We start from the raw sequence: 20388 nt of genomic DNA, 5'->3' as shown, positions 1-20388 counted from the left end.
GCCATGCCAAAACCGAACAACAGCACCGCTCCGCTGCCTTTCCCGATCCTGATCGGCGATATCGGCGGCACGAATGCCCGCTTCTCCATCCTGGCCGATGCCTATGCCGAGCCGAAGCAGTTTCCGAACGTGCGCACGGCGGATTTCGCCACGATAGATGAAGCGATCCAGCAAGGCGTGCTCGACAAGACTGTCGTGCAGCCGCGCTCGGCGATCCTCGCCGTCGCCGGCCCGATCAACGACGACGAGATCCCGCTGACCAATTGCGACTGGGTGGTGCGGCCGAAGACGATGATCGAGGGCCTCGGCATGGAGGATGTGCTCGTCGTCAACGATTTCGAGGCGCAGGCGCTGGCAATCGCCGCGCTTTCGGATGAAAACCGCGAACGCATCGGCGACGCCACCGGCGACATGATCGCCTCCCGCGTCGTGCTCGGACCGGGCACCGGCCTCGGCGTCGGCGGGCTCGTGCATGCCCAGCACAGCTGGATCCCGGTTCCCGGCGAAGGCGGCCATGTCGATCTCGGGCCGCGCAGCAAGCGCGATTATGAAATCTTCCCGCATATCGAGACGATCGAAGGCCGCGTTTCGGCCGAACAGATCCTGTGCGGGCGCGGCCTCGTCAACCTCTACCATGCCATTTGCGTGGTCGACGGCATCGAGCCGACGATGAAGGATCCCGCCGACATCACCTCGCACGCGCTTGCCGGCAGCGACAAGGCAGCCATAGAGACCGTCTCGCTGTTTGCCACCTATCTCGGCCGCGTGGCGGGCGACATGGCGATGGTGTTCATGGCGCGCGGCGGCGTCTATCTCTCAGGCGGGATTTCGCAGAAGATCATCCCGGCGCTGAAGAGGCCGGAATTCCGCATCGCCTTCGAGGACAAGGCGCCGCATACGACGCTGCTTCGCACTATCCCGACCTATGTGGTGACGCATCCGCTGGCGGCGCTTGCCGGGCTTTCCTCCTATGCGCGCATGCCGGCGAATTTCGGCGTCTCGACGGAAGGCCGCCGCTGGCGGCGCTAACCCCGGCATGCAAGGCAATAGAGCGTTCTTGGCGCGTCCCATCCGGACGCGCGGCGCTCTAGCCAAACCGGTCCCAACTCTTTATAGACCCCGGCAAAAGTGCGTGTCGCCCTCGCGGGGCGCTTGGCCCGAGACAGGAAACCCTATTTGGAAGCGGCGGAAAGCAGAACGCAGAGCGTCAGCAGCGATACCGTAACCGGCATCCTGAAGCGCATCATCGCTGAAAACGGCCGCGACCATCTGTGGGGCTATGTCTTTGCGATCGCCTGCCTCATCGTGGTGGCGCTTTCGACGGCGTTCACCGCCTGGATCATGCGGGCAATCATCGACGAGGCCTTCGCCAATCGGCGCGCCGACGTCGTCTGGATCATCTGTCTTTCGATCTTCATCGCCTTCGTGCTGCGCGGTTTTGCGAGCTATGGCCAGGCGGTGGCGCTTTCCAGGGTCGGCAACGATATCGTCGCCCGTTACCAGCGCCGGCTCTATGCGCATCTGATGACGCTTTCGGTCGGCTTCTTCAGCGAGGCGCGCTCGGCCCATATCGCCGCGCAGGTGAGCCAGAACGTCAGCGGCATCCGCGACGTGCTCAACCTGACGATCACCTCGACGGTGCGCGACCTGCTGACCTTCGTTTCGCTGCTCGCCGTGATGATCATCCAGGATCCGCTGCTCAGCCTTGCCGTGTTCATCATGGCGCCGCCGCTACTCTATGCACTGCGTTATGTTTCCAAGCGGCTGCGCTCGGCGACCCGCGAGGCCGTGCATCTGAACAGCCATGTTCTCGGCGCCATGCAGGAGACGATCCAGGGCATCGCCATCGTGAAAGCCTTCACGATGGAAGAAGAACTGGAACGCAAGGTCAACAAACTGATCAAGGGCGCCGAAAGCCGGGCGAACCGGATTGCCCGGCTTTCCGAACGCACCTCTCCGCTGACGGAAAGCTTCGCAGGTTTTGCCGTCGCCAGCGTGCTTGCCTATGCCGCCTACCGCTCGATCTACTTCAATGTGCCGCCGGGCGCCTTCTTCTCCTTCGTCACGGCGCTGCTGCTTGCCTATGACCCGGCCCGCCGGCTTGCCCGCCTGCAGGTTCAGATGGAGCGTGCCGTCGTCAATGCGCGGATGATCTATGAACTGCTCGACATGGAACCGCGCCAACGGGACCTGCCGGATGCCCGGCCGCTGACGGTGACGCAGGCAAGGATCGAATTCCGCAATGTTTCCTTCGCCTACGGCAATGAGAGCGTGCTCAGCGGCGTCAGTTTCACCGCCGAGGGCGGCGCGACCACAGCGCTGGTCGGTCCCTCCGGCGCCGGCAAGTCCACCGTCATCAGCCTCATTCCGCGCTTCTACGATCCGCGCGAGGGCGAAATCCTGATCGACGGACAGGACATCGCCCACATCACCAAGAAGTCGCTGCGCCAGCAGCTCGCCTATGTCTCGCAGCAGCCCTATCTGTTCGAGGGCACGATCCGCGACAATATCCGCTATGGCCGGCCGGAAGCGACCGATGCCGAGGTGGAAGAGGCGGCCCGGCTTGCCTATGCGCATGACTTCATCTCGGCACAGCCGCAGGGTTACGAGACACCGGTCGGCGAAAACGGCGTGACGCTTTCGGGCGGCCAGCGCCAGCGGCTATCGATCGCGCGCGCTTTGGTGCGCAATGCGCCGATCCTGCTTCTCGACGAGGCGACCTCGGCCCTCGACACCGAATCCGAGGCGGCCGTGCAGAAAGCGCTCGACGAAGCGATGAGCGGACGCACCGTCGTCGTCATCGCCCATCGGCTTTCGACCGTGGTGCGGGCCGACAAGATCGTCGTCATGCAGCAGGGCCGCGTCGTCGAGGAAGGCAATCACGAGACGCTTGCGAAGGTCAGCGACGGTCTTTACGCTCGCCTCAACAACCTGCAGAGGCCTTCGGCCTCCGATTCAAACTGACCTGGTGAGACTGACATGAGCGATGCTGCGATGAAACTGGTGGTGGTTGGCGCAGCAGGACGCATGGGGCAGACGCTGATCCGGCTCATCCATTCCATCGAGGGCGTGAGGCTGCATGCCGCGGTCGAGCGCGCCGGCTCGCCCTTCGTCGGCAAGGATGCCGGCGAGATCGCCGGTCTCGGCCCGACCGGTGTCACCATCGGCGACGATCCGCTCAACGCTTTTCTCGATGCCGAAGGCGTGCTCGACTTTACCTCGCCTGCCGCAACGGTAGAATTTTCAGGCCTTGCCGCGCAGGCCCGCATCGTCCATATCATCGGCACGACGGGCTGTTTACCCGACGACAATGCCAAGATCGCCGCGGCGGCGCGCCATGCCCGCATCGTCAAGTCGGGCAATATGAGCCTCGGGGTCAATCTGCTCGGCGTGCTCGCAGAGCAGGCAGCGCGTGCGCTTGATCCTGATGACTGGGATATCGAGATCCTGGAAATGCACCACAAGCACAAGGTGGATGCGCCGTCCGGCACCGCCCTTCTCCTCGGCGAGGCCGCGGCAAAGGGGCGCGGCATCGATCTTGCCTCGCAATCGGTCCGGGTGCGCGACGGCCATACCGGCGCCCGCGAGGCGGGCACGATCGGCTTTGCGACGCTGCGCGGCGGCTCCGTCATCGGCGAACATTCCGTGCTTTTTGCCGGAGAAGGTGAAATCGTCACCCTGTCGCACAGTGCGGCCGACCGCTCGATCTTTGCGCGCGGCGCCATCAAGGCCGCCCTTTGGGCGCGCGACAAGAAGCCGGGTCTCTATTCCATGCTCGACGTGCTCGGGCTTTCTTCCTCATAACGATACTACGGAGGCATATTCATGAGCGGTACCCTCGTCCTCGTTCGCCACGGCCAGAGTGACTGGAATCTGAAGAATCTCTTCACCGGCTGGAAGGATCCCGATCTGACCGAGCTCGGCATCCAGGAAGCCAATACAGGCGGTGCGGCGCTCGCCGAATACGGAATCAAATTCGACGTCGCCTATACCTCGGTGCTGGTGCGTGCGCAGCACACGCTGAAGCTCATCCTCGACAAGGTCGGCCAGCCCGATCTCCCGACGATCCGCGACCAGGCGCTGAACGAGCGCGACTACGGCGACCTCTCGGGCCTCAACAAGGACGATGCACGCGCCAAATGGGGCGAGGAACAGGTGCATATCTGGCGCCGCTCCTATGACGTGCCGCCTCCCGGCGGTGAAAGCCTGCGTGACACCGGCGCCCGCGTCTGGCCCTACTACCTCACAGAAATCCTGCCGCGCGTGCTCAGGGGCGAGAAGGTGCTGGTTGCCGCGCACGGCAATTCGCTGCGCTCGCTTGTCATGGTGCTCGACAAGCTCACCCGCGAAGGCGTGCTTGCCCTCAATCTCGCGACCGGCGTGCCGATGGTCTACACGCTGAAGGCGGATTCCACCGTCGCTTCCAAGGAAGTGCTCGGCGATATGTCGGGCGCACATTGATCTCAGCTGATCTTTCCCCGCTTCGGCGGGGAAAGGCGCTTAATTCTCGATGGTGAACTGTACCCGGTCGGCCGCGAAGCGGCTGACCGAATATTGCACCGGCACACCCTCAAGATCGGTATTCATCGCCTTGGCGATCAGAAGGATCGCGCCGGGGGTGAGTTCTAAGTCGGCCATATCGGCCGCACTGGCATGGGCGGCCGTCACCTCGGTCGTGGCGCGCACATAATCCGGCAGGCCGAGTTCGGCGAAAGCCTTGGTGATCGATTCCCCCGTCCGGTAAGCCTCACCGATACCGGCAAAGCGCTTGGCGGGAAACCAGCTCGTCGCCCTTGAAACCGGCCGCTTATCTGCCTGGCGCAATGTTTCCAGGCGGATCACCTGATCTCCTTGCTTCAGGCCCAGCCAGCGGGCGATCTCGGCACTCGCCTCCTCCTTCGCCTCATCGAGCAGAAGGCCTCGCATTTCACGGGCCTGATCGCCGATGCCGGCGGTGAAGCGCGTGCGCCTGGTGATCGGGAAATTCAGCCGCTCCTTGCGCTCGATCAGCGTGCCGCGGCCTTGTACCGCACGGACGATCCCCTCCTGCGCCAATGCCGCCAAAGCGCTGCGCACCGTATGCCGGTTGACGCCGAATTGCAGCGCCAGCATGGTTTCCGGCGGTACCATTCCCGTTTCGTCATAGGCTCCGGTGCTGATCGCCTCGCGAATCCGATCGGCGATCTGGCGCCAGAGCGCCACGCCGGTTTGCCTTTGCACCTGCTTCAATCCCGCCATTCCACCCCTGCCCACCCATTTAACTCGCGATGTCACACGCTTGTCACGACATCGATTTAGAGCTAAGTGTATCTTGTATAGTTGTCTATATCAATAGACATTTTAAGGGAAGCGGCGATGATATCAGCGGACAGGACAGACGCTGCGTCACAGACGGCATCCGGGCGCAAACGCGCCGCCGATCTGCTGGCGCGGGCGGAGCGGGGCGAACTTCAGGCGGTCTTCGATGCATTGCCGGAAAAGCCTGTGGCCCATCCGGTGCGCGGACCGGAGACCGGGCTGGTGATGGTGCGTGGACGCATCGGCGGCGGCGGCGCTCCCTTCAATCTCGGCGAAGTGACCGTGACGCGGGCGACGGTCCGGCTCGGCTCCGGTGCGGTCGGTCATGCGCAGGCGCTCGGCACCGACCGCGAGAAGGCCCGGCTTGCGGCGATCTTCGACGCGCTCTGGCAGGAGGAGGCGACGAAGGATTTCGTCGAACAGGCACTGCTTTTACCGATCACTGAGCGGATCGCCGATGCCGAACGCCGCAAGGCGGACGAGACGGCGGCAACCCGCGTCGATTTCTTCACCATGGTGCGGGGAGACAACTGATGGGCCTGAAGACAGAAGCTCTGACCGGCGGCTTTGCCGAGCCGGTCTTCCATGCCCAAAGCGTCTTCAAGATGCTGATGGACGGCATGGCCCGCCCCGGCACGATCCAGACGGTTCAGCCCGACGTCGCTCCGCCGGCGCCGCTCGGCATCGCCGCTGGCACGATCGCGCTGACGCTTTGCGACCACGACACGCCCGTCTGGCTTTCCCAGGGACTGGCGAGATCCGCCGTGCCGGAGTGGCTCGGCTTCCATACCGGCGCGCCGCTGACGACCGAAAAGGCCGAGGCGCGCTTTGCTTTCACCGAGGCTGGCACCGCACTTTCCTCCTTCGGCCTCTTTGCATCAGGTACGCAGGAATATCCCGACCGCTCGACGACCCTCGTCATCGAACTCGCCGAACTCGAGGGCGGCCGCATGCTGACGCTGATGGGTCCCGGCATCCAGAGTGTAGCGGAGATGGCGCCGGTCGGCCTGCCGGAGACCTTCCTGCGGCTCTGGACGGAGAACCGTGCGCTCTTTCCGCGCGGCGTCGACATCGTGCTGACGGCGGGTAAACGCTTCCTCTGCCTGCCGCGCACCACCAAGATCACAGCAACGGAGATCTGAGCTCATGTATGTTGCCGTCAAGGGTGGCGAGGCCGCCATTGCCAATGCCCACCGCCTGCTCGCCGACCGCCGCCGCGGCGATCGTTCGCTGCCGGCGATCGGCATCGACCAGATCGTGGCGCAGCTGGCACTCGCCGTCGACCGCGTCATGGCTGAGGCTTCGCTTTTCGACCGCACGCTCGCAGCCCTCGCCATCCGCCAATCGCGGGGCGACATGATCGAGGCGATCTTCCTGCTGCGCGCCTACCGCACGACGCTACCGCGTTTCGGCTATTCGAAGCCGCTCGACACGGCTGATATGACGATCGAACGCCGCATCTCGGCGACCTACAAGGATTTGCCGGGCGGCCAGCTTCTTGGGCCCACATTCGACTATACCCATCGCCTGCTCGATCCCTCGCTGCTTTCGGATGAGGCGGTGGAAACGCCCGCTCAGCGCCCCGCCGAGACCGGCCGCGTCATGCGCGTCTCCGAGATCCTCGGCGAGGAAGGCCTGATCGAGGCTGACGGCGACATGCCGGAAGATCACGAGATCGGCGACCTGACCCGCGAGCCGATGGAATTTCCGATGACCCGGGATCTCCGCCTGCAGGCGCTTGCCCGCGGCGACGAGGGCTTCCTGCTGGCGCTCGGTTACTCCACCCAGCGCGGCTATGGCCGCAATCACCCCTTCACCGGTGAAATCCGCATCGGCGACGTCGAGGTGGAATTCGACGTGCCGGAACTCGGTTTCGCCGTCTCGCTCGGCACGATCCAGATCACCGAATGCCAGATGGTCAACCAGTTCAAGGGTTCGGCCAAGGCACCGCCGCAATTCACCCGCGGCTACGGCCTGGTCTTCGGCCAGAGCGAGCGCAAGGCGATGGCGATGTCGCTGGTCGACCGGGCGCTTCGTGCCGAAGAGCTCGGCGAGGACATCACCGCGCCGGCCCAGGACGAGGAATTCGTCATCTCGCACTCCGACAACGTCCAGGCGACGGGCTTCGTCGAGCATCTGAAGCTTCCGCATTATGTGGACTTCCAGGCCGAACTCGATCTCGTCCGCCGCATGCGCCGCGAATTCGAAGCCGCCCGCAACGGTGGCGAAGACATGAAGGAAGCCGCCGAATGACCGATCTGGCCAGCTACAACTTCGCCTATCTCGACGAACAGACCAAGCGGATGATCCGCCGCGCCATCCTGAAGGCGATCGCCATTCCGGGTTACCAGGTGCCCTTCGCCTCGCGCGAAATGCCGATGCCCTATGGCTGGGGCACCGGCGGTGTGCAGGTGACGGCCTCGATCATCGGACCTGATGACGTGCTGAAGGTCATCGATCAGGGCGCCGACGACACGACCAACGCCGTTTCGATCCGCGCCTTCTTCCAGAAGGTCGCTAATGTCGCGGTGACGACGCATACCAAGGATGCGACGATCATCCAGACGCGCCACCGCATTCCCGAGGAAAAGCTTAGGCTCGGGCAGGTGCTCGTTTACCAGGTGCCGATCCCCGAGCCGCTACGTTTCCTCGAGCCGCGCGAGACCGAGACCCGCAAGATGCATGCGCTCGAAGAATACGGCCTCATGCATGTGAAGCTCTACGAGGACATCGCCCATAACGGCCGCATTTCGCGGACCTACGCCTACCCGGTGAAGGTCCATGGCCGCTATGTCATGGACCCGTCGCCGACGCCGAAATTCGACAATCCGAAGATGCACATGTCGGAGGCGCTGCAGCTCTTCGGCGCCGGACGCGAGAAGCGCATTTATGCGGTTCCGCCCTATACCGACGTCGTCAGCCTGGATTTCGAGGATTATCCCTTCGATATCCAGCGCTTCGACAAACCCTGCGCCCTTTGCGGCGCCGAGGACGTCTATCTCGACGAAGTGGTTCTCGACGATAAGGGCGGGCGGATGTTTGTCTGCTCCGATACCGATCATTGCGAAGACCGCCGCGAGCACGGCCATGTCGGCGAGATGCTGGCCCGGGAGGCTGCAGAATGAGCGACACCCCGCTTCTCAAAGTCCACGACGTTTCGAAATTCTACGGCAACCGCATCGGCTGCCGCGACGTCTCCTTCGAACTCTGGCCCGGCGAAGTGCTCGCCATCGTCGGTGAATCCGGCTCCGGCAAGACGACGCTGCTCAACTGCCTCTCCACCCGGCTGCTGCCGAGCACCGGCAGCGTGGAATATCACATGCGCGACGGAAGCTACCGCGATCTCTATCGCATGAACGAGGCCGAGCGACGTTTCCTGATGCGCACCGATTGGGGCTTCGTGCATCAGAACCCGGCCGACGGCCTGCGCATGACCGTTTCTGCCGGCGCTAATGTCGGCGAACGGCTGATGGCGATCGGCGACCGGCACTACGGCAAGATCCGCGCTTCGGCGATCGACTGGCTCGAACGCGTCGAGATCGACGCCGACCGCATCGACGACCAGCCGCGCGCCTTTTCGGGCGGCATGCGCCAGCGATTGCAGATCGCCCGCAACCTCGTCACCGGCCCGCGCCTCGTCTTCATGGACGAGCCGACCGGCGGCCTCGACGTCTCGGTGCAGGCGCGCCTGCTCGATCTCGTGCGCGGCCTCGTCAACGATCTCGGTCTCTCGGCCATCATCGTCACCCACGATCTCGCCGTCGCCCGCCTGCTCTCGCACCGGATGATGGTGATGAAGGACGGCTACGTTATCGAACACGGGCTCACCGACCGCGTGCTCGACGACCCGCGCGAACCCTATACGCAGCTGCTCGTCTCCTCGATCCTGCAGGTCTGAGGCCCGAAACCAAGGAAGAAGAATATGGCAACGCCCCTCGTCGTTTCCGAAGTCTCGAAGAGCTTCACCATGCATCTGCGCGACGGCATCAAGCTACCCGTCGTCTCCGATGTCGCCTTCTCCGTCGCATCGGGCGAATGCGTCGTGCTCGGCGGGCCATCGGGCATCGGAAAGAGCTCGCTGCTTAAGATGATCTACGGCAATTACGCCGTCGACACCGGCCAGATCCTCATTCGCCACGACGGACGCATCGTCGATCTCGCCTCCACCGATCCGCGCACCGTGCTCAACGTCCGCCGCAATACGCTCGGTTATGTCAGCCAGTTCCTGCGCACCGTGCCGCGCGTCGCGGCGATCGACGTGGTTGCCGAGCCGCTGGTGGCACGCGGCGAGGACGCCGTCACAGCACGGCAAAAGGCGGGCGCCCTGCTTGCCAGGCTCAATCTGCCGGAAACGCTCTGGCAGCTTCCGCCCGCCACCTTCTCCGGCGGTGAGCAGCAACGCGTCAACATCGCGCGCGGCTTCATCACCGAGCACACGATCCTGCTTCTCGACGAGCCCACGGCCTCGCTCGATGCCAGGAACCGTGCCGTCGTCGTCGGCATGATCGCGGAAAAGAAGAAGGCGGGTGTGGCCCTTCTCGGCATCTTCCACGACGAAGAGGTGCGCGAAGCCGTCGCCGACCGCATCCTCGACGTCCAGCAATTCTCACCCCGGAAGATCGCTGCATGAGCCGCAAGCTGGGCATTGAGCCCTACTTTCATGAAACGGCATCCGTCAGCGATTCCACTTTCGGGCGCTATACGGAGGTCTCTGAACGCTGCCGCATCAGCGAGGCCACGTTCGGCGACTATTCCTACATCATGCAGGATGGCTCGGTCTGGTGTGCGACGATCGGCAAGTTCGTCAATATCGCCGCCGCCGTGCGCATCAACGCCACCAACCATCCGACCTGGCGCGCGACACTTCATCATTTCACCTATCGCGCCGCCGACTATTGGCCGGACGGCGACATAGAGACGGACTTCTTCGCCTGGCGTCGCGCAAACCGCGTGACGATCGGCAACGATGTCTGGATCGGCCACGGGGCGACCATTCTGCCGGGCGTCAACATCGGCAATGGCGCGGTGATCGGAGCCGGCGCCGTCGTCTCGAAGGACGTCGCGCCCTATACGATCGTCGGCGGCGTGCCGGCAAAGCTCATCCGAGAGCGCTTTCCAAGAGAGGTCGGCGAACGGATGGACAGGCTTTCCTGGTGGGATTGGGAGCATGCCCGACTGCACCAGGCGCTCGAGGATTTTCGCAACCTGAACGCGGAAGATTTCCTATCCCGCTACGGCGGTTAAAACCCCCGATATAGGGGGCGAAGAATTGTGACAGGACTTACACAAATATGACATGCGAGGTTCATCAAGCGGGACTAATGCGATGCTGATCAAGGCATGGATTGCAAGGGAAGAGCATGATGTTCGAGCTGAAGAATGTCACACGTCGTTTCGGAAAAAAGCTCGCTGTCGATTCCGTCACGCTCGCCATTCCCCAAGGCCAGATGGTCGGCATCATCGGCCGCTCCGGCGCCGGCAAGTCGACGCTGCTGCGCATGATCAACCGCCTTCAGGAGCCGAGCTCCGGCTCCGTTCATTTCGCCGGCGTCGAGGTCTCCGGGCTTCGCGGCCAGGCGTTGCGCAACTGGCAGCGCGACTGCGCGATGATCTTCCAGCAGTTCAACCTGGTGCCGCGCCTCGACGTTCTCACCAATGTTATGCTCGGCCGCCTCAACCACCGCTCGACGCTTCTGAGCCTGCTCAACATCTTCACCCGCGAGGAACGCGTGCATGCCATCGCGGCACTCGAACGCCTCGGCATCGAGCAGACGGCGCTGCAGGCAGCCGGCACGCTTTCCGGTGGCCAGCAGCAGCGCGTGGCAATCGCCCGCGCGCTGATGCAGAACCCGAAAATGGTTCTCGCCGACGAGCCGATCGCCTCGCTCGATCCGCTGAATGCCAAGATCGTCATGGATGCGCTACGCGATATCAACGAGCGCGAGGGCATCACCGTCATCACCAACCTTCACACGCTCGATACCGCCCGCAACTATTGTGAGCGCATCGTCGGCATGGCCGGCGGCCGCGTCGTCTTCGACGGCCAGCCCTCGGAGCTGACCGCCGAAGCGGTGAAGGAAATCTACGGGACCGACAAGGATGGCGCCGGCATCGACGAAACGCTGACCTCGACCAGCCTCGAATCCAAGCGGCGCGCCGCGGATCTCTCATCCGGCAGGATGGCCAAAGCCGCTGCCGTGCACTGACCGTTTCCGGCCGACGGGACAACGGTCGGAAAAATAACTGACAAACAAACCATGTCACAAAAGGAGACTTCCATGTCTGCATTCCGCAAGATCATGATGGCAACCATCGCCGTCGCCGCCCTCGCCGGCAATGCCGCTGCCCAGGACGTCAAGGTCCTCCGCATCGGTCTCGATGGCGGTGAAAACGAAGCCGACCAGGTTCGCCGCACCGAATGCGTCAAGCCCGGCCTGATCGCTGCCACTGGCGTTTCTGAAGTTCAGCTCTTCCCGTCGCCGAACTACAACGGCGTCATCCAGGGTCTCCTTGGCGGCACGATTGACCTCGCCGTCATGGGCGCCGCCTCTTACGCCGCGGTCTATATCAAGGATCCGAACGCCGTCACCCCGGTTCTGACTACCAAGCAGGCAGACGGTTCGACCGGCTACTACTCGATCATGGTTGCCCGCAAGGACTCCGGCATCAAGACGCTTGCCGACGCCAAGGGCAAGAAGCTCGGCTTCGCCGATCCGGACTCTACCTCCGGCTACCTTGTTCCTAACGTTGCCCTTCCGAAGGCCACCGGCGCACCAGTCAAGCAGTACTTCGCTGAAACCGGCTTCGGCGGCGGCCACGAGAATCTCGTTCTCGGCGTTCTCGACAAAAAGTTCGATGTCGGTACCACCTTCGGTTCCGGTCAGGGCGACTGGGCGCAGGGCTACACGTCCGGCAACCTGCACCAGATGGTCACCAAGGGCTTGCTCGACATGGACGATATCGTCGAAGTCTGGAAGTCGCCGCTCATCCCGAACGGCCCGCTGATGGTTTCCCAGAAGCTGCCGGCCGACCTCCAGAAGAAGGTTACCGCCTATTTCGCCGAACTGCCGAAGACAGACAAGAGCTGCTTCGAATCGTTCACGGGCGGCGGCTACGTTGACTGGGCGCCGGTCGACCAGAGCTTCTACCAGACGATCATCGATGCCCGTAAGGCCGTTATCGGCGGCTGATCATCAAGTCTGAACAGTCTTGCGGCGGCATCATGATGATGCCGCCGTTTTCCAAGAAGGAAGCCACATATGGCGCACTCGGCCGGCGCGGACTCTCTGAGCGGATTGCAGGAGGGCTCACGCACCATCCTCGATCATTATCAGAGCCAGGTTCGGACGCGGCGGATCTATACCGTCGTTTCAATCGTGGTCTTCCTGATCATCCTCGGCGCCTCGCTCGACTTCGCCAACGGCGCCAATTCGGGTAAGTTCTTCGAGCGACTTCCCTATTTCTTCGACTTCATGAAGAGCTTCGTGCCGGACAGTCCGCTGGAGATCTTCCGCGCCATGTTCGACCTACCGTCGCCCTTCTCTGACGGTTCGATCAAATACGACTATACAAGCGACCGCGTCTGGATCACCGATAGTTTCTACATCCCGAATTTCTTCTACCAGCTCGCGATCACGCTCAACATCGCCATCGTCTCCACCATTCTCGGTGCGAGCGGCGCGTTCTTGCTCTGCTTTTTCGCTTCCACCAATCTGGTCGGTGCAGGCGTGACGCGCTGGGTCGTGCGGCGCATCATGGAAATCATGCGCGCCTTCCCGGAAATCGTCGTCGCCGGTCTTCTCGCCGCGATCCTGTCGATCGGACCGATTTCAGCGATCATCGCGGTATGGGTCCATACCGTCGGCGCGCTTGGGAAGCTGTTCTTCGAAGTCGTCGAGAATGCCGACATGAAGCCGGATGAAGGGCTGCGCGCCGCCGGCGCCAGCTGGCTGGAGCGTGTGCGCTTCGCGATCCTGCCGCAGGTGTTGCCGAACTTCGTCTCCTACACGCTGCTGCGGACTGAGATCAACGTGCGCGCCTCGACTATAATCGGCGCCGTCGGCGGCGGTGGCATAGGTGAGGTCTTCAGTCTGTCGATCGGACGCGACCATGCTGCCAAGACCTATGCGATCATCATCCTGCTGCTGATCACCGTCATTTGCGTCGACCAATTCTCCGCCTGGCTGCGCCGCCGGCTGATCGGCAAGCAGTCCTTCGAATTCGGACAGGGAGCAGCCTGATGTCCTCGGTTCCGACCATCAACGCCGCCGAGCGCGAACGACTGCTTTCCGCCTATCCGGACGTCTTCCATCGCAGCTTCATGCAACGCTGGGGTCTGCTCCTCATTTCAGCTGCGGTTTTCATTTATCTTGCCTTCTGCTTCGCCTTCTTCAACGTCATCCCCACCTTTGTGAACGGCAACTGGGACCGTGCTGCGATCTATGTCCAGGACTGGTATTCCTGGCGCGCCCAGCCGCGCCTGCGTTTCCAGAACGATCAGGTCGTCCCCCAATGGACGAGCCGCCGCCAGTATCCCGAGGGCGCCGATATCAACTGGCTGAAGCCCAATGCCGACAGCAGCCGATACACCGTCATCTTCGGTGGCGACGAGGACCGCATGGAAGTGACGCCGAGCCGCGTCGACGTCTATATCGGCGGCAAGCTCTATCCCGTGACCGTCACCCGCGATCGCGCCTCCCTGCCGGCCGATGCGCCTGCCCAGATGGAGCAGGACGACAACAAGGTGATCGTCTATTACGGCTTCGCGGGACAGGCGGAAATCCGTACCAGCCAGGTCTATGTCCAGCGCCGCTTTCTCGGCTGGGCGAACTTCTTCTTCGATACGCAGTCGCCCTTCTGGGGCCGGAACCTGCCTGAGGTGGTCGGCCTGATGTTCTCCGGCGAACGGCTCGATCCCAACCAGTCGAATGCCTCGCTGGCGTTCGACAACTTCCTGAATAACGCAAGCTGGCAGCATCGCGACATCCTGTCGAAGTTGATGCAGACGCTGGTCATGGCCTTTGTCGGTACGCTCTTCGGCACGCTGGTCGCTTTTCCGCTCGCCTTCATCGCCGCGCGCAACATAACGCGAAGCCGCGCTGCGAACTGGGCCACGAAGCGGCTCTTCGACTTCCTGCGCTCGATCGACATGCTGATCTGGGCGTTGTTCTTCACCCGTGCCTTCGGCCCAGGGCCGCTTCCGGGCATCGCGGCGATCTTCTTCACCGATACGGGCGCGCTCGGCAAGGTCTATGCCGAAGCGCTTGAGAACATTGACGACAAGCAACGTGAGGGCGTGAGATCGGTCGGTGCGGCACCGGTGGCCGTCCAACGCTACGGCGTCATCCCCCAGGTCCTGCCGGTGTTCATCTCGCAATCGCTCTATTTCTGGGAATCGAATACCCGCTCGGCGACCGTCATCGGTGCCGTCGGTGCGGGCGGCATTGGCCTCAAGCTGCTCGAATCCATGAAGACCAATTCGGACTGGGACAAAGTCGCCTATATGGTCCTGCTGATCCTCCTCGTGATCTTCGCCTTCGACAACCTCTCGAATGCGCTGCGTTCGCGCGTGATGGGAAAAAAGGGCCACTGACGAACTGACGCCATCATCATTCTGTCACGGAAATCTTTTAGCCGGGAGCCAGCTTGCGGTTCGCCGCCAAATCACTGCACAGTGCACTCCCCCGTTTGGACGATCTCCAGGATAAAAGCCTTGCGCTACGCTCTCTATTTCTCGCCGCCGAAGGATGATCCCCTGACCGGCGCGGCCTCGCTCTGGCTCGGCCGCAATGCCTTCACCGGCGAGACCTATCCTGCACCGGAACATGAGCAGCTGGGTGCTGCAGAACAGTTCGAGCTGACCGCCGACCCCCGCCGCTACGGCTTTCACGCCACGATCAAGGCGCCGTTTTCGCTCGCCTCCTCCGTCACCGAGAAGGATCTCATGGCCGTTGCCGAGGATTTTGCCCGGCGCACGCAAGCCTTCGAGATTCCTGAACTCGTGCTTGGCCAGCTCGGCCGTTTTTTTGCCCTCGTTCCCGGTTCTCTTCATCAACCGCTTCAGGATTTCGCCGCGAAGGTGGTAAGGTCGTTCGAGCCGTTCCGCGCAGCACTTTCCGAGGCCGATATGACGCGGCGCAACCCGGAGAAGCTCAGCGACAGCCAGCGCGCCCATCTGCAACGCTGGGGTTATCCTTACGTCATGGAGGATTTCGGCTTTCACATGACACTGAGCGGCCAGGTGCCCGAGACACGCGCCGCGGTGATGAAAGCGATCCTGACCGAGCGCTTTGCCGATTTCACCGGCCGGCCGCTTTCGATTTCCGGCCTTGCCGTTTTCATCGAGGAGACGCGCGGCGCCCCATTCAAAGTTCATTCCTGGCTGCCGCTTGCCGGCGCCAAAAGCTGAAAGACCTGACGCCATGAGCAAAGAGACCGTGTTTTCCAACGCCCGCATCGTTCTCGAGGACGACATCCTCTCGGGCTCGATCCTCATTCGCGACGGGAAGATCGCCGATATCTCCGAGGGCAACTCGGTAGCCGGCGAAGATTTTGAAGGCGACTACATCATTCCCGGCCTTGTCGAGCTGCACACCGACCATCTCGAAGGGCATTATCAGCCGCGCCCCGGCATCCGCTGGAACAAGACCGCCGCCATCCAGGCGCATGACGCCCAGATCGTCACATCAGGCATCACCACTGTGTTCGACTGCCTGCGCATGGGTGCGGACGAGGACGGCGGCTTCGAACATGGCGAAATGCGCGAGATGGCCGATGCCATCCAGTCGGCGGAGACGGAAGGCAGGCTGCGCGCCGAGCACCTCATCCACCTGCGCTGCGAGGTCTCGGCCGACAATGTGCTCGAACATTTCGCCGATTTCGAAAACGACCGGCATGTGCGGCTCGTCTCGCTGATGGATCATGCACCCGGCCAGCGTCAGTTCCAGACGATGGATCAGTATATTTTCTACTACCAGAAGAAGCGGGGGCTGAGCGACGAGGCCTTCGCCCGTTTCGTCGCCAAGCGCCAGGCAGAATCGGCGCGCAATTCGACGCCGCACCGCAACGCCATCGCCAAGGTCTGCGCCGAGCGCGGCATCACCGTGGCAAGCCATGATGATGCGACGCTCTCGCATGTCGACGAAGCGATCGACAACGGCGTGCGCCTGGCCGAATTCCCGACCAGCTTCGATGCCGCCCGGGCATCGCACGGACACGGCATGAGCGTACTGATGGGGGCGCCGAACATCGTGCGCGGTAAGTCGCATTCCGGCAATATCGCCGCCCGCGACCTTGCCGAAATGGGGGTGCTCGACGTGCTTTCCTCCGACTACGTACCGCTCAGCCTGCTGCATGCGCCGTTCATCCTCGCCGACGAGGTGGAGAGCATCAGCCTGCCGAAGGCGATCGCCATGGTGACGTCGACGCCCGCCCGCACCGTCAGTCTCGATGACCGCGGCCGGATCGCGGCGGGGCTGCGCGCCGATCTCGTGCGCGTCCACCGTTCGCACGGCGTGCCGGTGACACGCTCGGTCTGGCGCCAGGGACACCGTGTCGCATGATGTCGCACGAACCCCACCCCGGAGCCGGAGCCGAGCGCGGCATCATGGTCGTCGTCGTCGGACCGAGCGGCGCTGGCAAGGACACGCTGATGAACCTCGCGGCCCGGCGTTTCAAGGGCCGCGACGATGTGCATTTCGTCCGCCGCGTCATCACCCGTCACCGTGACGCCGGCGGCGAAGACCATCTTTCCGTCTCCCTCGAAGGTTTTGCCTCCATGGAGCAGTCAGGCTCCTTCGCCGTCTGGTGGGAAGCGCATGGCCTGAGATACGGTATCCCGGCCGAGGTCTCGGTGGCGCTGTCGAGAGGTCATGTCGTCGTCGCCAACGGCTCGCGCTCGGCGCTTCATCGCTTCCAGGCCGCCTTCCCGCGGCTGAAGGTCATCAACGTTACCGCCAGTCCAGAGGTGCTCGCCGGCCGGCTGGAGGCGCGCGGCCGCGAGACGCATGAGGATATCATGGCCCGGCTTGCCCGCGGACCACTGACGGTGCGCGGCGAATATGACGTGGTGGAGCTCGACAATAGCGGCTCGCTCGAAGAGGCCGAGCAGAAGATGATCGAGATCCTCGACGGATTGCTGACCAAGGCGCCCTGACCAGATCGAGAGGAAGGGCATGCGCGTCATCAAGGTGGTCGACTACGATCCTTCCTGGCCGCGGCTGTTTGCCGAGATCAGCACCGAGGTCTCCGCGTTGCTCGGCGACTGCCTGCTTTCCATCGATCATATCGGCAGCACATCAGTGGCTGGCCTGGCGGCCAAGCCGAAGATCGACCTCGATGCCGTGATGATAATCCGAGGCATTCCTGCCGGCGGCGATCGAGGTCGTGCGCGCGGCGGATTTCGTCTTCCACGGCGATACAGGAGAGCAACGCTGGGCCTTCACGCGCGATCGTGAAGGTTATGGCTTCAAGCTCTATCTTTGCGGGCCTAATAATCGCGCGCATCGGGAGCGCATTCTGTTTCGCGATTATCTCAGGGATCACACCGAGAGGGCCAAGGCCTATGCCGATCTGAAACGCCAGCTGGCTGCGGAGGCAGACGGCGATTGGGATTTTTATACCGGCGGAAAGACCGAGTTTGTCAGCGAGACGGTTCGGCTGGCTGCCTCGATGATGTAAAACAGGAATCCGTCAGACGCCCTGGCCGCCGGCGATTACTCGCCGTCGCCCCGTCCCGATACGATCTCGCGCTTGCCGACATGGTTGGCGGGGCCGACGAGGCCTTCCTTTTCCATGCGTTCCACCAATGAGGCAGCGCGGTTGTAGCCGATGCCGAGGCGGCGCTGGATGTAGGAGGTCGAGCATTTCTTGTCACGCATGACGACCTTGACCGCCTGCTCGTAAAGCTCGTTGCCATCCTCCGAAGCCATGGCGCTCTTGTCGAAGACGGCGCCGGCTTCTTCCTCTTCCGTCTCTTCCTCCTCGTCGGCGGTGACGGTGTCGAGATATTCCGGGCGGCCCTGGGTCTTCAGATGGGCAACGACCTTTTCGACCTCGACATCCGAGACGAAGGGACCGTGGACACGGGAAATCCGCCCGCCGCCCTGCATATGCAGCATATCTCCCTGACCGAGCAGCTGCTCGGCGCCCTGTTCGCCGAGAATGGTGCGGCTGTCGATCTTCGAGGTCACCTGGAAGGAGATGCGGGTCGGGAAGTTCGCCTTGATCGTGCCGGTGATGACGTCGACCGACGGACGCTGTGTCGCCATGATCAGATGGATGCCGGCGGCACGCGCCATCTGGGCGAGGCGTTGGATCGCACCTTCGATGTCCTTGCCGGCGACCATCATCAGGTCGGCCATCTCGTCGACGATGACGACGATATAAGGCATCGGCGTCAGGTCCAGTGCCTGGCTTTCCTCGATCGGAGTGCCGGTGCCCTTGTCGAAGCCGACCTGGACCATGACATGGATGGTCTCGCCCTTTTCGCGGGCCTGGGCGACGCGGTCGTTGTAACCGTCGATGTTGCGGACACCAAGGCGCGACATCTTGCGATAGCGCTCTTCCATTTCGCGCACGGCCCATTTCAGCGCCATGACCGCCTTTTTCGGATCGGTGACGACGGGCGTCAGCAGATGCGGGATGCCGTCATAGACAGACAGTTCGAGCATCTTCGGGTCGACCATGATCAGCCGGCACTGTTCCGGCGTCATGCGGTAGAGCAGCGACAGGATCATCGTATTGATGGCGACCGACTTGCCGGAACCGGTGGTGCCGGCGACGAGCAGATGCGGCATCTTGGCGAGCTCGGCAATGACAGGTTCGCCGCCGATGGTCTTGCCGAGGCCGAGCGCCAGCTTGTAGCCACTCTTCTCGAAATCCTGGCTCTCGATCATCTCGCGGAAGTAAACGGTTTCGCGTGTGACATTCGGCAATTCGATGCCGATGACGTTGCGGCCGGGGACCACGGCAACGCGGGCCGAGAGCGCCGACATCGAGCGGGCGATATCATCGGCAAGGCCGATGACACGCGACGATTTCACGCCCGGCGCCGGCTCGAATTCATAGAGGGTGACAACAGGGCCTGGACGGACATGGATGATTTCGCCCTTGATGCCGAAATCTTCCAGCACGCTTTCCAGAAGCCCGGCATTCTGCTCCAGTGTCTCCTGCGACATGATCTCGCCGAGGCGTTCCGGCGGTTCCTGCAACAGAGCGCGCGGCGGAAATTCATAGCCGGATGCGTCGATCCTTTCGGGCCTCACGGCCAGGCGCGGCGATGGCAGGACCGCAGCGACGGGCGGCGTGCGCTGCGGCGCCGGCGCGGCCTGAAGGGCCGATGCGATGTGAGGAGCCGGCGCAGCCCGGGGGGCCGGCGCGACCGGTGCCTCGACAGGAATGCGCCTGGGCTTTTCCAGGGATATGGCGGCCGCAGGGCGCACGGCGACCTTTGCGGAGACCGCGGCAGGCTGCCGGGCCGGGCGAGAGACGACGGGAGCCGGGGCCGGCCGGCCGGGGCGCCATTCCATGATCCGGAACAGCGACGTGATCGATTCGGGCGAGGTCTCGGTCTTCGGGAAGGATATCAACGGCGGCGCGCGAACCGGCTCTGCCTCTTCGAAGGCCATGACTTCCCAGAAGGCGAAATCCGAAATGGAGGAAAGCTCGGCGCTGGCGCGGAAAGCCGGCGCGCCGGGCTCGTCAAGCAAAGGTGACTGCTGCAGTTCGATCCTGTGCCGTGCTGCGGAAATGTCGTCCGGCTCCGGCAGATAGATATCGAACGGCACGTCGACGGCAACCGGCTCTGTCCGTATCGCCTGCTGTCCAATCTGCGAATCATCGCGAACCGGCTCATTCGGCGCGCGCCGCCTGCTGATCAGCGTTTCCGGCGTGCGGGTGAAACGGACATTGGGCGCGAGGGAAAAGTTGCTCTGCCAGATGGGTGCCGCCGGCTTCTCCCCTGGGTTTTCCTCCGGAAGGTCCGTTTCAATCTCGCTGGAAAAATCTCCGGCATCCGTCAAATTGGTTCTGGGAAAACGCATGCGTCCGCTACTCACTCATGCTTTGCAAATTACGACCCTACCGGGATAG

20 protein-coding genes and 1 pseudogene are annotated in these 20388 nt (G+C 63.0%); 19 read left to right on the top strand and 2 right to left on the bottom strand.

Translation table 11 applies throughout. The features are described from left to right. The first annotated feature begins 3 nt into the window (after window positions 1-3). From RWJ89_RS13390 to RWJ89_RS13375, 4 genes are all read left to right on the top strand, one after another. Window positions 4-1029: a glucokinase gene (locus RWJ89_RS13390; RefSeq protein ID WP_131640045.1), complete on the top strand. Its 1026-nt coding sequence runs from the start codon at window positions 4-6 to the stop codon at window positions 1027-1029. Window positions 1030-1176: 147 nt separating this feature from the next. Then, a complete protein-coding gene (locus RWJ89_RS13385) occupies window positions 1177-2964 on the top strand; it encodes an ABC transporter ATP-binding protein (protein ID WP_017962779.1) in 1788 nt (595 codons plus the stop codon). A 15-nt stretch (window positions 2965-2979) separates the two neighbouring features. Next, the gene (gene dapB / locus RWJ89_RS13380) at window positions 2980-3804 is read left to right on the top strand and encodes a 4-hydroxy-tetrahydrodipicolinate reductase (protein ID WP_316028992.1); all 825 of its coding nucleotides are present in this window, start codon (window positions 2980-2982) and stop codon (window positions 3802-3804) included. Between the two features lie 21 nt (window positions 3805-3825). Next, a complete protein-coding gene (locus tag RWJ89_RS13375) occupies window positions 3826-4461 on the top strand; it encodes a 2,3-bisphosphoglycerate-dependent phosphoglycerate mutase (RefSeq protein WP_316028993.1) in 636 nt (211 codons plus the stop codon). A gap of 39 nt (window positions 4462-4500) precedes the next feature. Here RWJ89_RS13375 and phnF read toward each other — a convergent pair whose 3' ends face one another. Then, window positions 4501-5238 (bottom strand): phosphonate metabolism transcriptional regulator PhnF, encoded by a 738-nt coding sequence (phnF, locus tag RWJ89_RS13370; protein ID WP_131640048.1) that lies wholly within the window; start codon window positions 5236-5238, stop codon window positions 4501-4503. Between the two features lie 117 nt (window positions 5239-5355). Here phnF and phnG point away from each other — a divergent pair, with 117 nt between their 5' ends. From phnG to RWJ89_RS13295, 15 genes and pseudogenes are all read left to right on the top strand, one after another. Then, window positions 5356-5832, top strand: a complete 477-nt coding sequence (gene phnG / locus RWJ89_RS13365; RefSeq protein WP_168268146.1) for a phosphonate C-P lyase system protein PhnG — start codon at window positions 5356-5358, stop codon at window positions 5830-5832. Continuing rightward, window positions 5832-6440 carry a phosphonate C-P lyase system protein PhnH gene (phnH, locus tag RWJ89_RS13360; RefSeq protein WP_316028994.1) on the top strand — a complete coding sequence of 203 codons (609 nt, stop codon included), beginning with the start codon at window positions 5832-5834 and terminating at the stop codon, window positions 6438-6440. Before phnG ends, phnH begins: the two co-directional genes overlap by 1 nt. Window positions 6441-6444: 4 nt before the next feature. Further along, entirely contained in the window at window positions 6445-7551 is a 1107-nt protein-coding gene (locus RWJ89_RS13355) for a carbon-phosphorus lyase complex subunit PhnI (RefSeq protein ID WP_131666592.1), read from the top strand. After that, entirely contained in the window at window positions 7548-8423 is an 876-nt protein-coding gene (locus RWJ89_RS13350) for an alpha-D-ribose 1-methylphosphonate 5-phosphate C-P-lyase PhnJ (protein WP_131640051.1), read from the top strand. The genes RWJ89_RS13355 and RWJ89_RS13350 overlap by 4 nt, the downstream gene beginning before the upstream one ends. Continuing rightward, window positions 8420-9196, top strand: coding sequence for a phosphonate C-P lyase system protein PhnK (gene phnK, locus RWJ89_RS13345; RefSeq protein WP_003544413.1), 777 nt, complete (start codon window positions 8420-8422; stop codon window positions 9194-9196). The genes RWJ89_RS13350 and phnK overlap by 4 nt, the downstream gene beginning before the upstream one ends. A gap of 24 nt (window positions 9197-9220) precedes the next feature. Beyond that, window positions 9221-9928, top strand: coding sequence for a phosphonate C-P lyase system protein PhnL (phnL, locus tag RWJ89_RS13340; protein WP_020052374.1), 708 nt, complete (start codon window positions 9221-9223; stop codon window positions 9926-9928). Continuing rightward, a complete protein-coding gene (locus RWJ89_RS13335) occupies window positions 9925-10542 on the top strand; it encodes a DapH/DapD/GlmU-related protein (protein ID WP_131662149.1) in 618 nt (205 codons plus the stop codon). Before phnL ends, RWJ89_RS13335 begins: the two co-directional genes overlap by 4 nt. A gap of 119 nt (window positions 10543-10661) precedes the next feature. After that, window positions 10662-11504 carry a phosphonate ABC transporter ATP-binding protein gene (gene phnC / locus RWJ89_RS13330; RefSeq protein WP_221944894.1) on the top strand — a complete coding sequence of 281 codons (843 nt, stop codon included), beginning with the start codon at window positions 10662-10664 and terminating at the stop codon, window positions 11502-11504. 72 nt (window positions 11505-11576) lie between these two features. Then, window positions 11577-12488, top strand: coding sequence for a phosphonate ABC transporter substrate-binding protein (gene phnD, locus RWJ89_RS13325; protein WP_131662148.1), 912 nt, complete (start codon window positions 11577-11579; stop codon window positions 12486-12488). A gap of 69 nt (window positions 12489-12557) precedes the next feature. Next, window positions 12558-13538, top strand: a complete 981-nt coding sequence (phnE, locus tag RWJ89_RS13320) for a phosphonate ABC transporter, permease protein PhnE (protein WP_077977170.1) — start codon at window positions 12558-12560, stop codon at window positions 13536-13538. After that, a complete protein-coding gene (gene phnE, locus RWJ89_RS13315) occupies window positions 13538-14890 on the top strand; it encodes a phosphonate ABC transporter, permease protein PhnE (RefSeq protein WP_221999947.1) in 1353 nt (450 codons plus the stop codon). Before phnE (RWJ89_RS13320) ends, phnE (RWJ89_RS13315) begins: the two co-directional genes overlap by 1 nt. A 120-nt stretch (window positions 14891-15010) precedes the next feature. Beyond that, window positions 15011-15706: a DUF1045 domain-containing protein gene (locus tag RWJ89_RS13310; RefSeq protein ID WP_168330627.1), complete on the top strand. Its 696-nt coding sequence runs from the start codon at window positions 15011-15013 to the stop codon at window positions 15704-15706. 13 nt (window positions 15707-15719) lie between these two features. Beyond that, window positions 15720-16859 (top strand): alpha-D-ribose 1-methylphosphonate 5-triphosphate diphosphatase, encoded by a 1140-nt coding sequence (locus RWJ89_RS13305; RefSeq protein ID WP_221999946.1) that lies wholly within the window; start codon window positions 15720-15722, stop codon window positions 16857-16859. Then, complete coding sequence (gene phnN, locus RWJ89_RS13300) at window positions 16856-17452, top strand: phosphonate metabolism protein/1,5-bisphosphokinase (PRPP-forming) PhnN (protein WP_221999945.1); 597 nt, start codon at window positions 16856-16858, stop codon at window positions 17450-17452. The genes RWJ89_RS13305 and phnN overlap by 4 nt, the downstream gene beginning before the upstream one ends. A gap of 19 nt (window positions 17453-17471) precedes the next feature. Further along, a pseudogene (locus tag RWJ89_RS13295) lies at window positions 17472-17976 on the top strand (GrpB family protein). Window positions 17977-18011: 35 nt separating this feature from the next. On the opposite strand, the gene RWJ89_RS13290 reads toward RWJ89_RS13295, so the two are convergent. Further along, window positions 18012-20339 carry a DNA translocase FtsK gene (locus RWJ89_RS13290; protein ID WP_316031023.1) on the bottom strand — a complete coding sequence of 776 codons (2328 nt, stop codon included), beginning with the start codon at window positions 20337-20339 and terminating at the stop codon, window positions 18012-18014. Window positions 20340-20388 lie beyond the last annotated feature (49 nt).

It is taken from the genome of Rhizobium sp. 10PS4, from assembly GCF_032464805.1.
Lineage (GTDB): Bacteria > Pseudomonadota > Alphaproteobacteria > Rhizobiales > Rhizobiaceae > Rhizobium > Rhizobium laguerreae.
The sequence above is the reverse complement of the archived record's forward strand: the minus strand, read 5'-3'. Positions and strand labels throughout refer to the sequence as shown.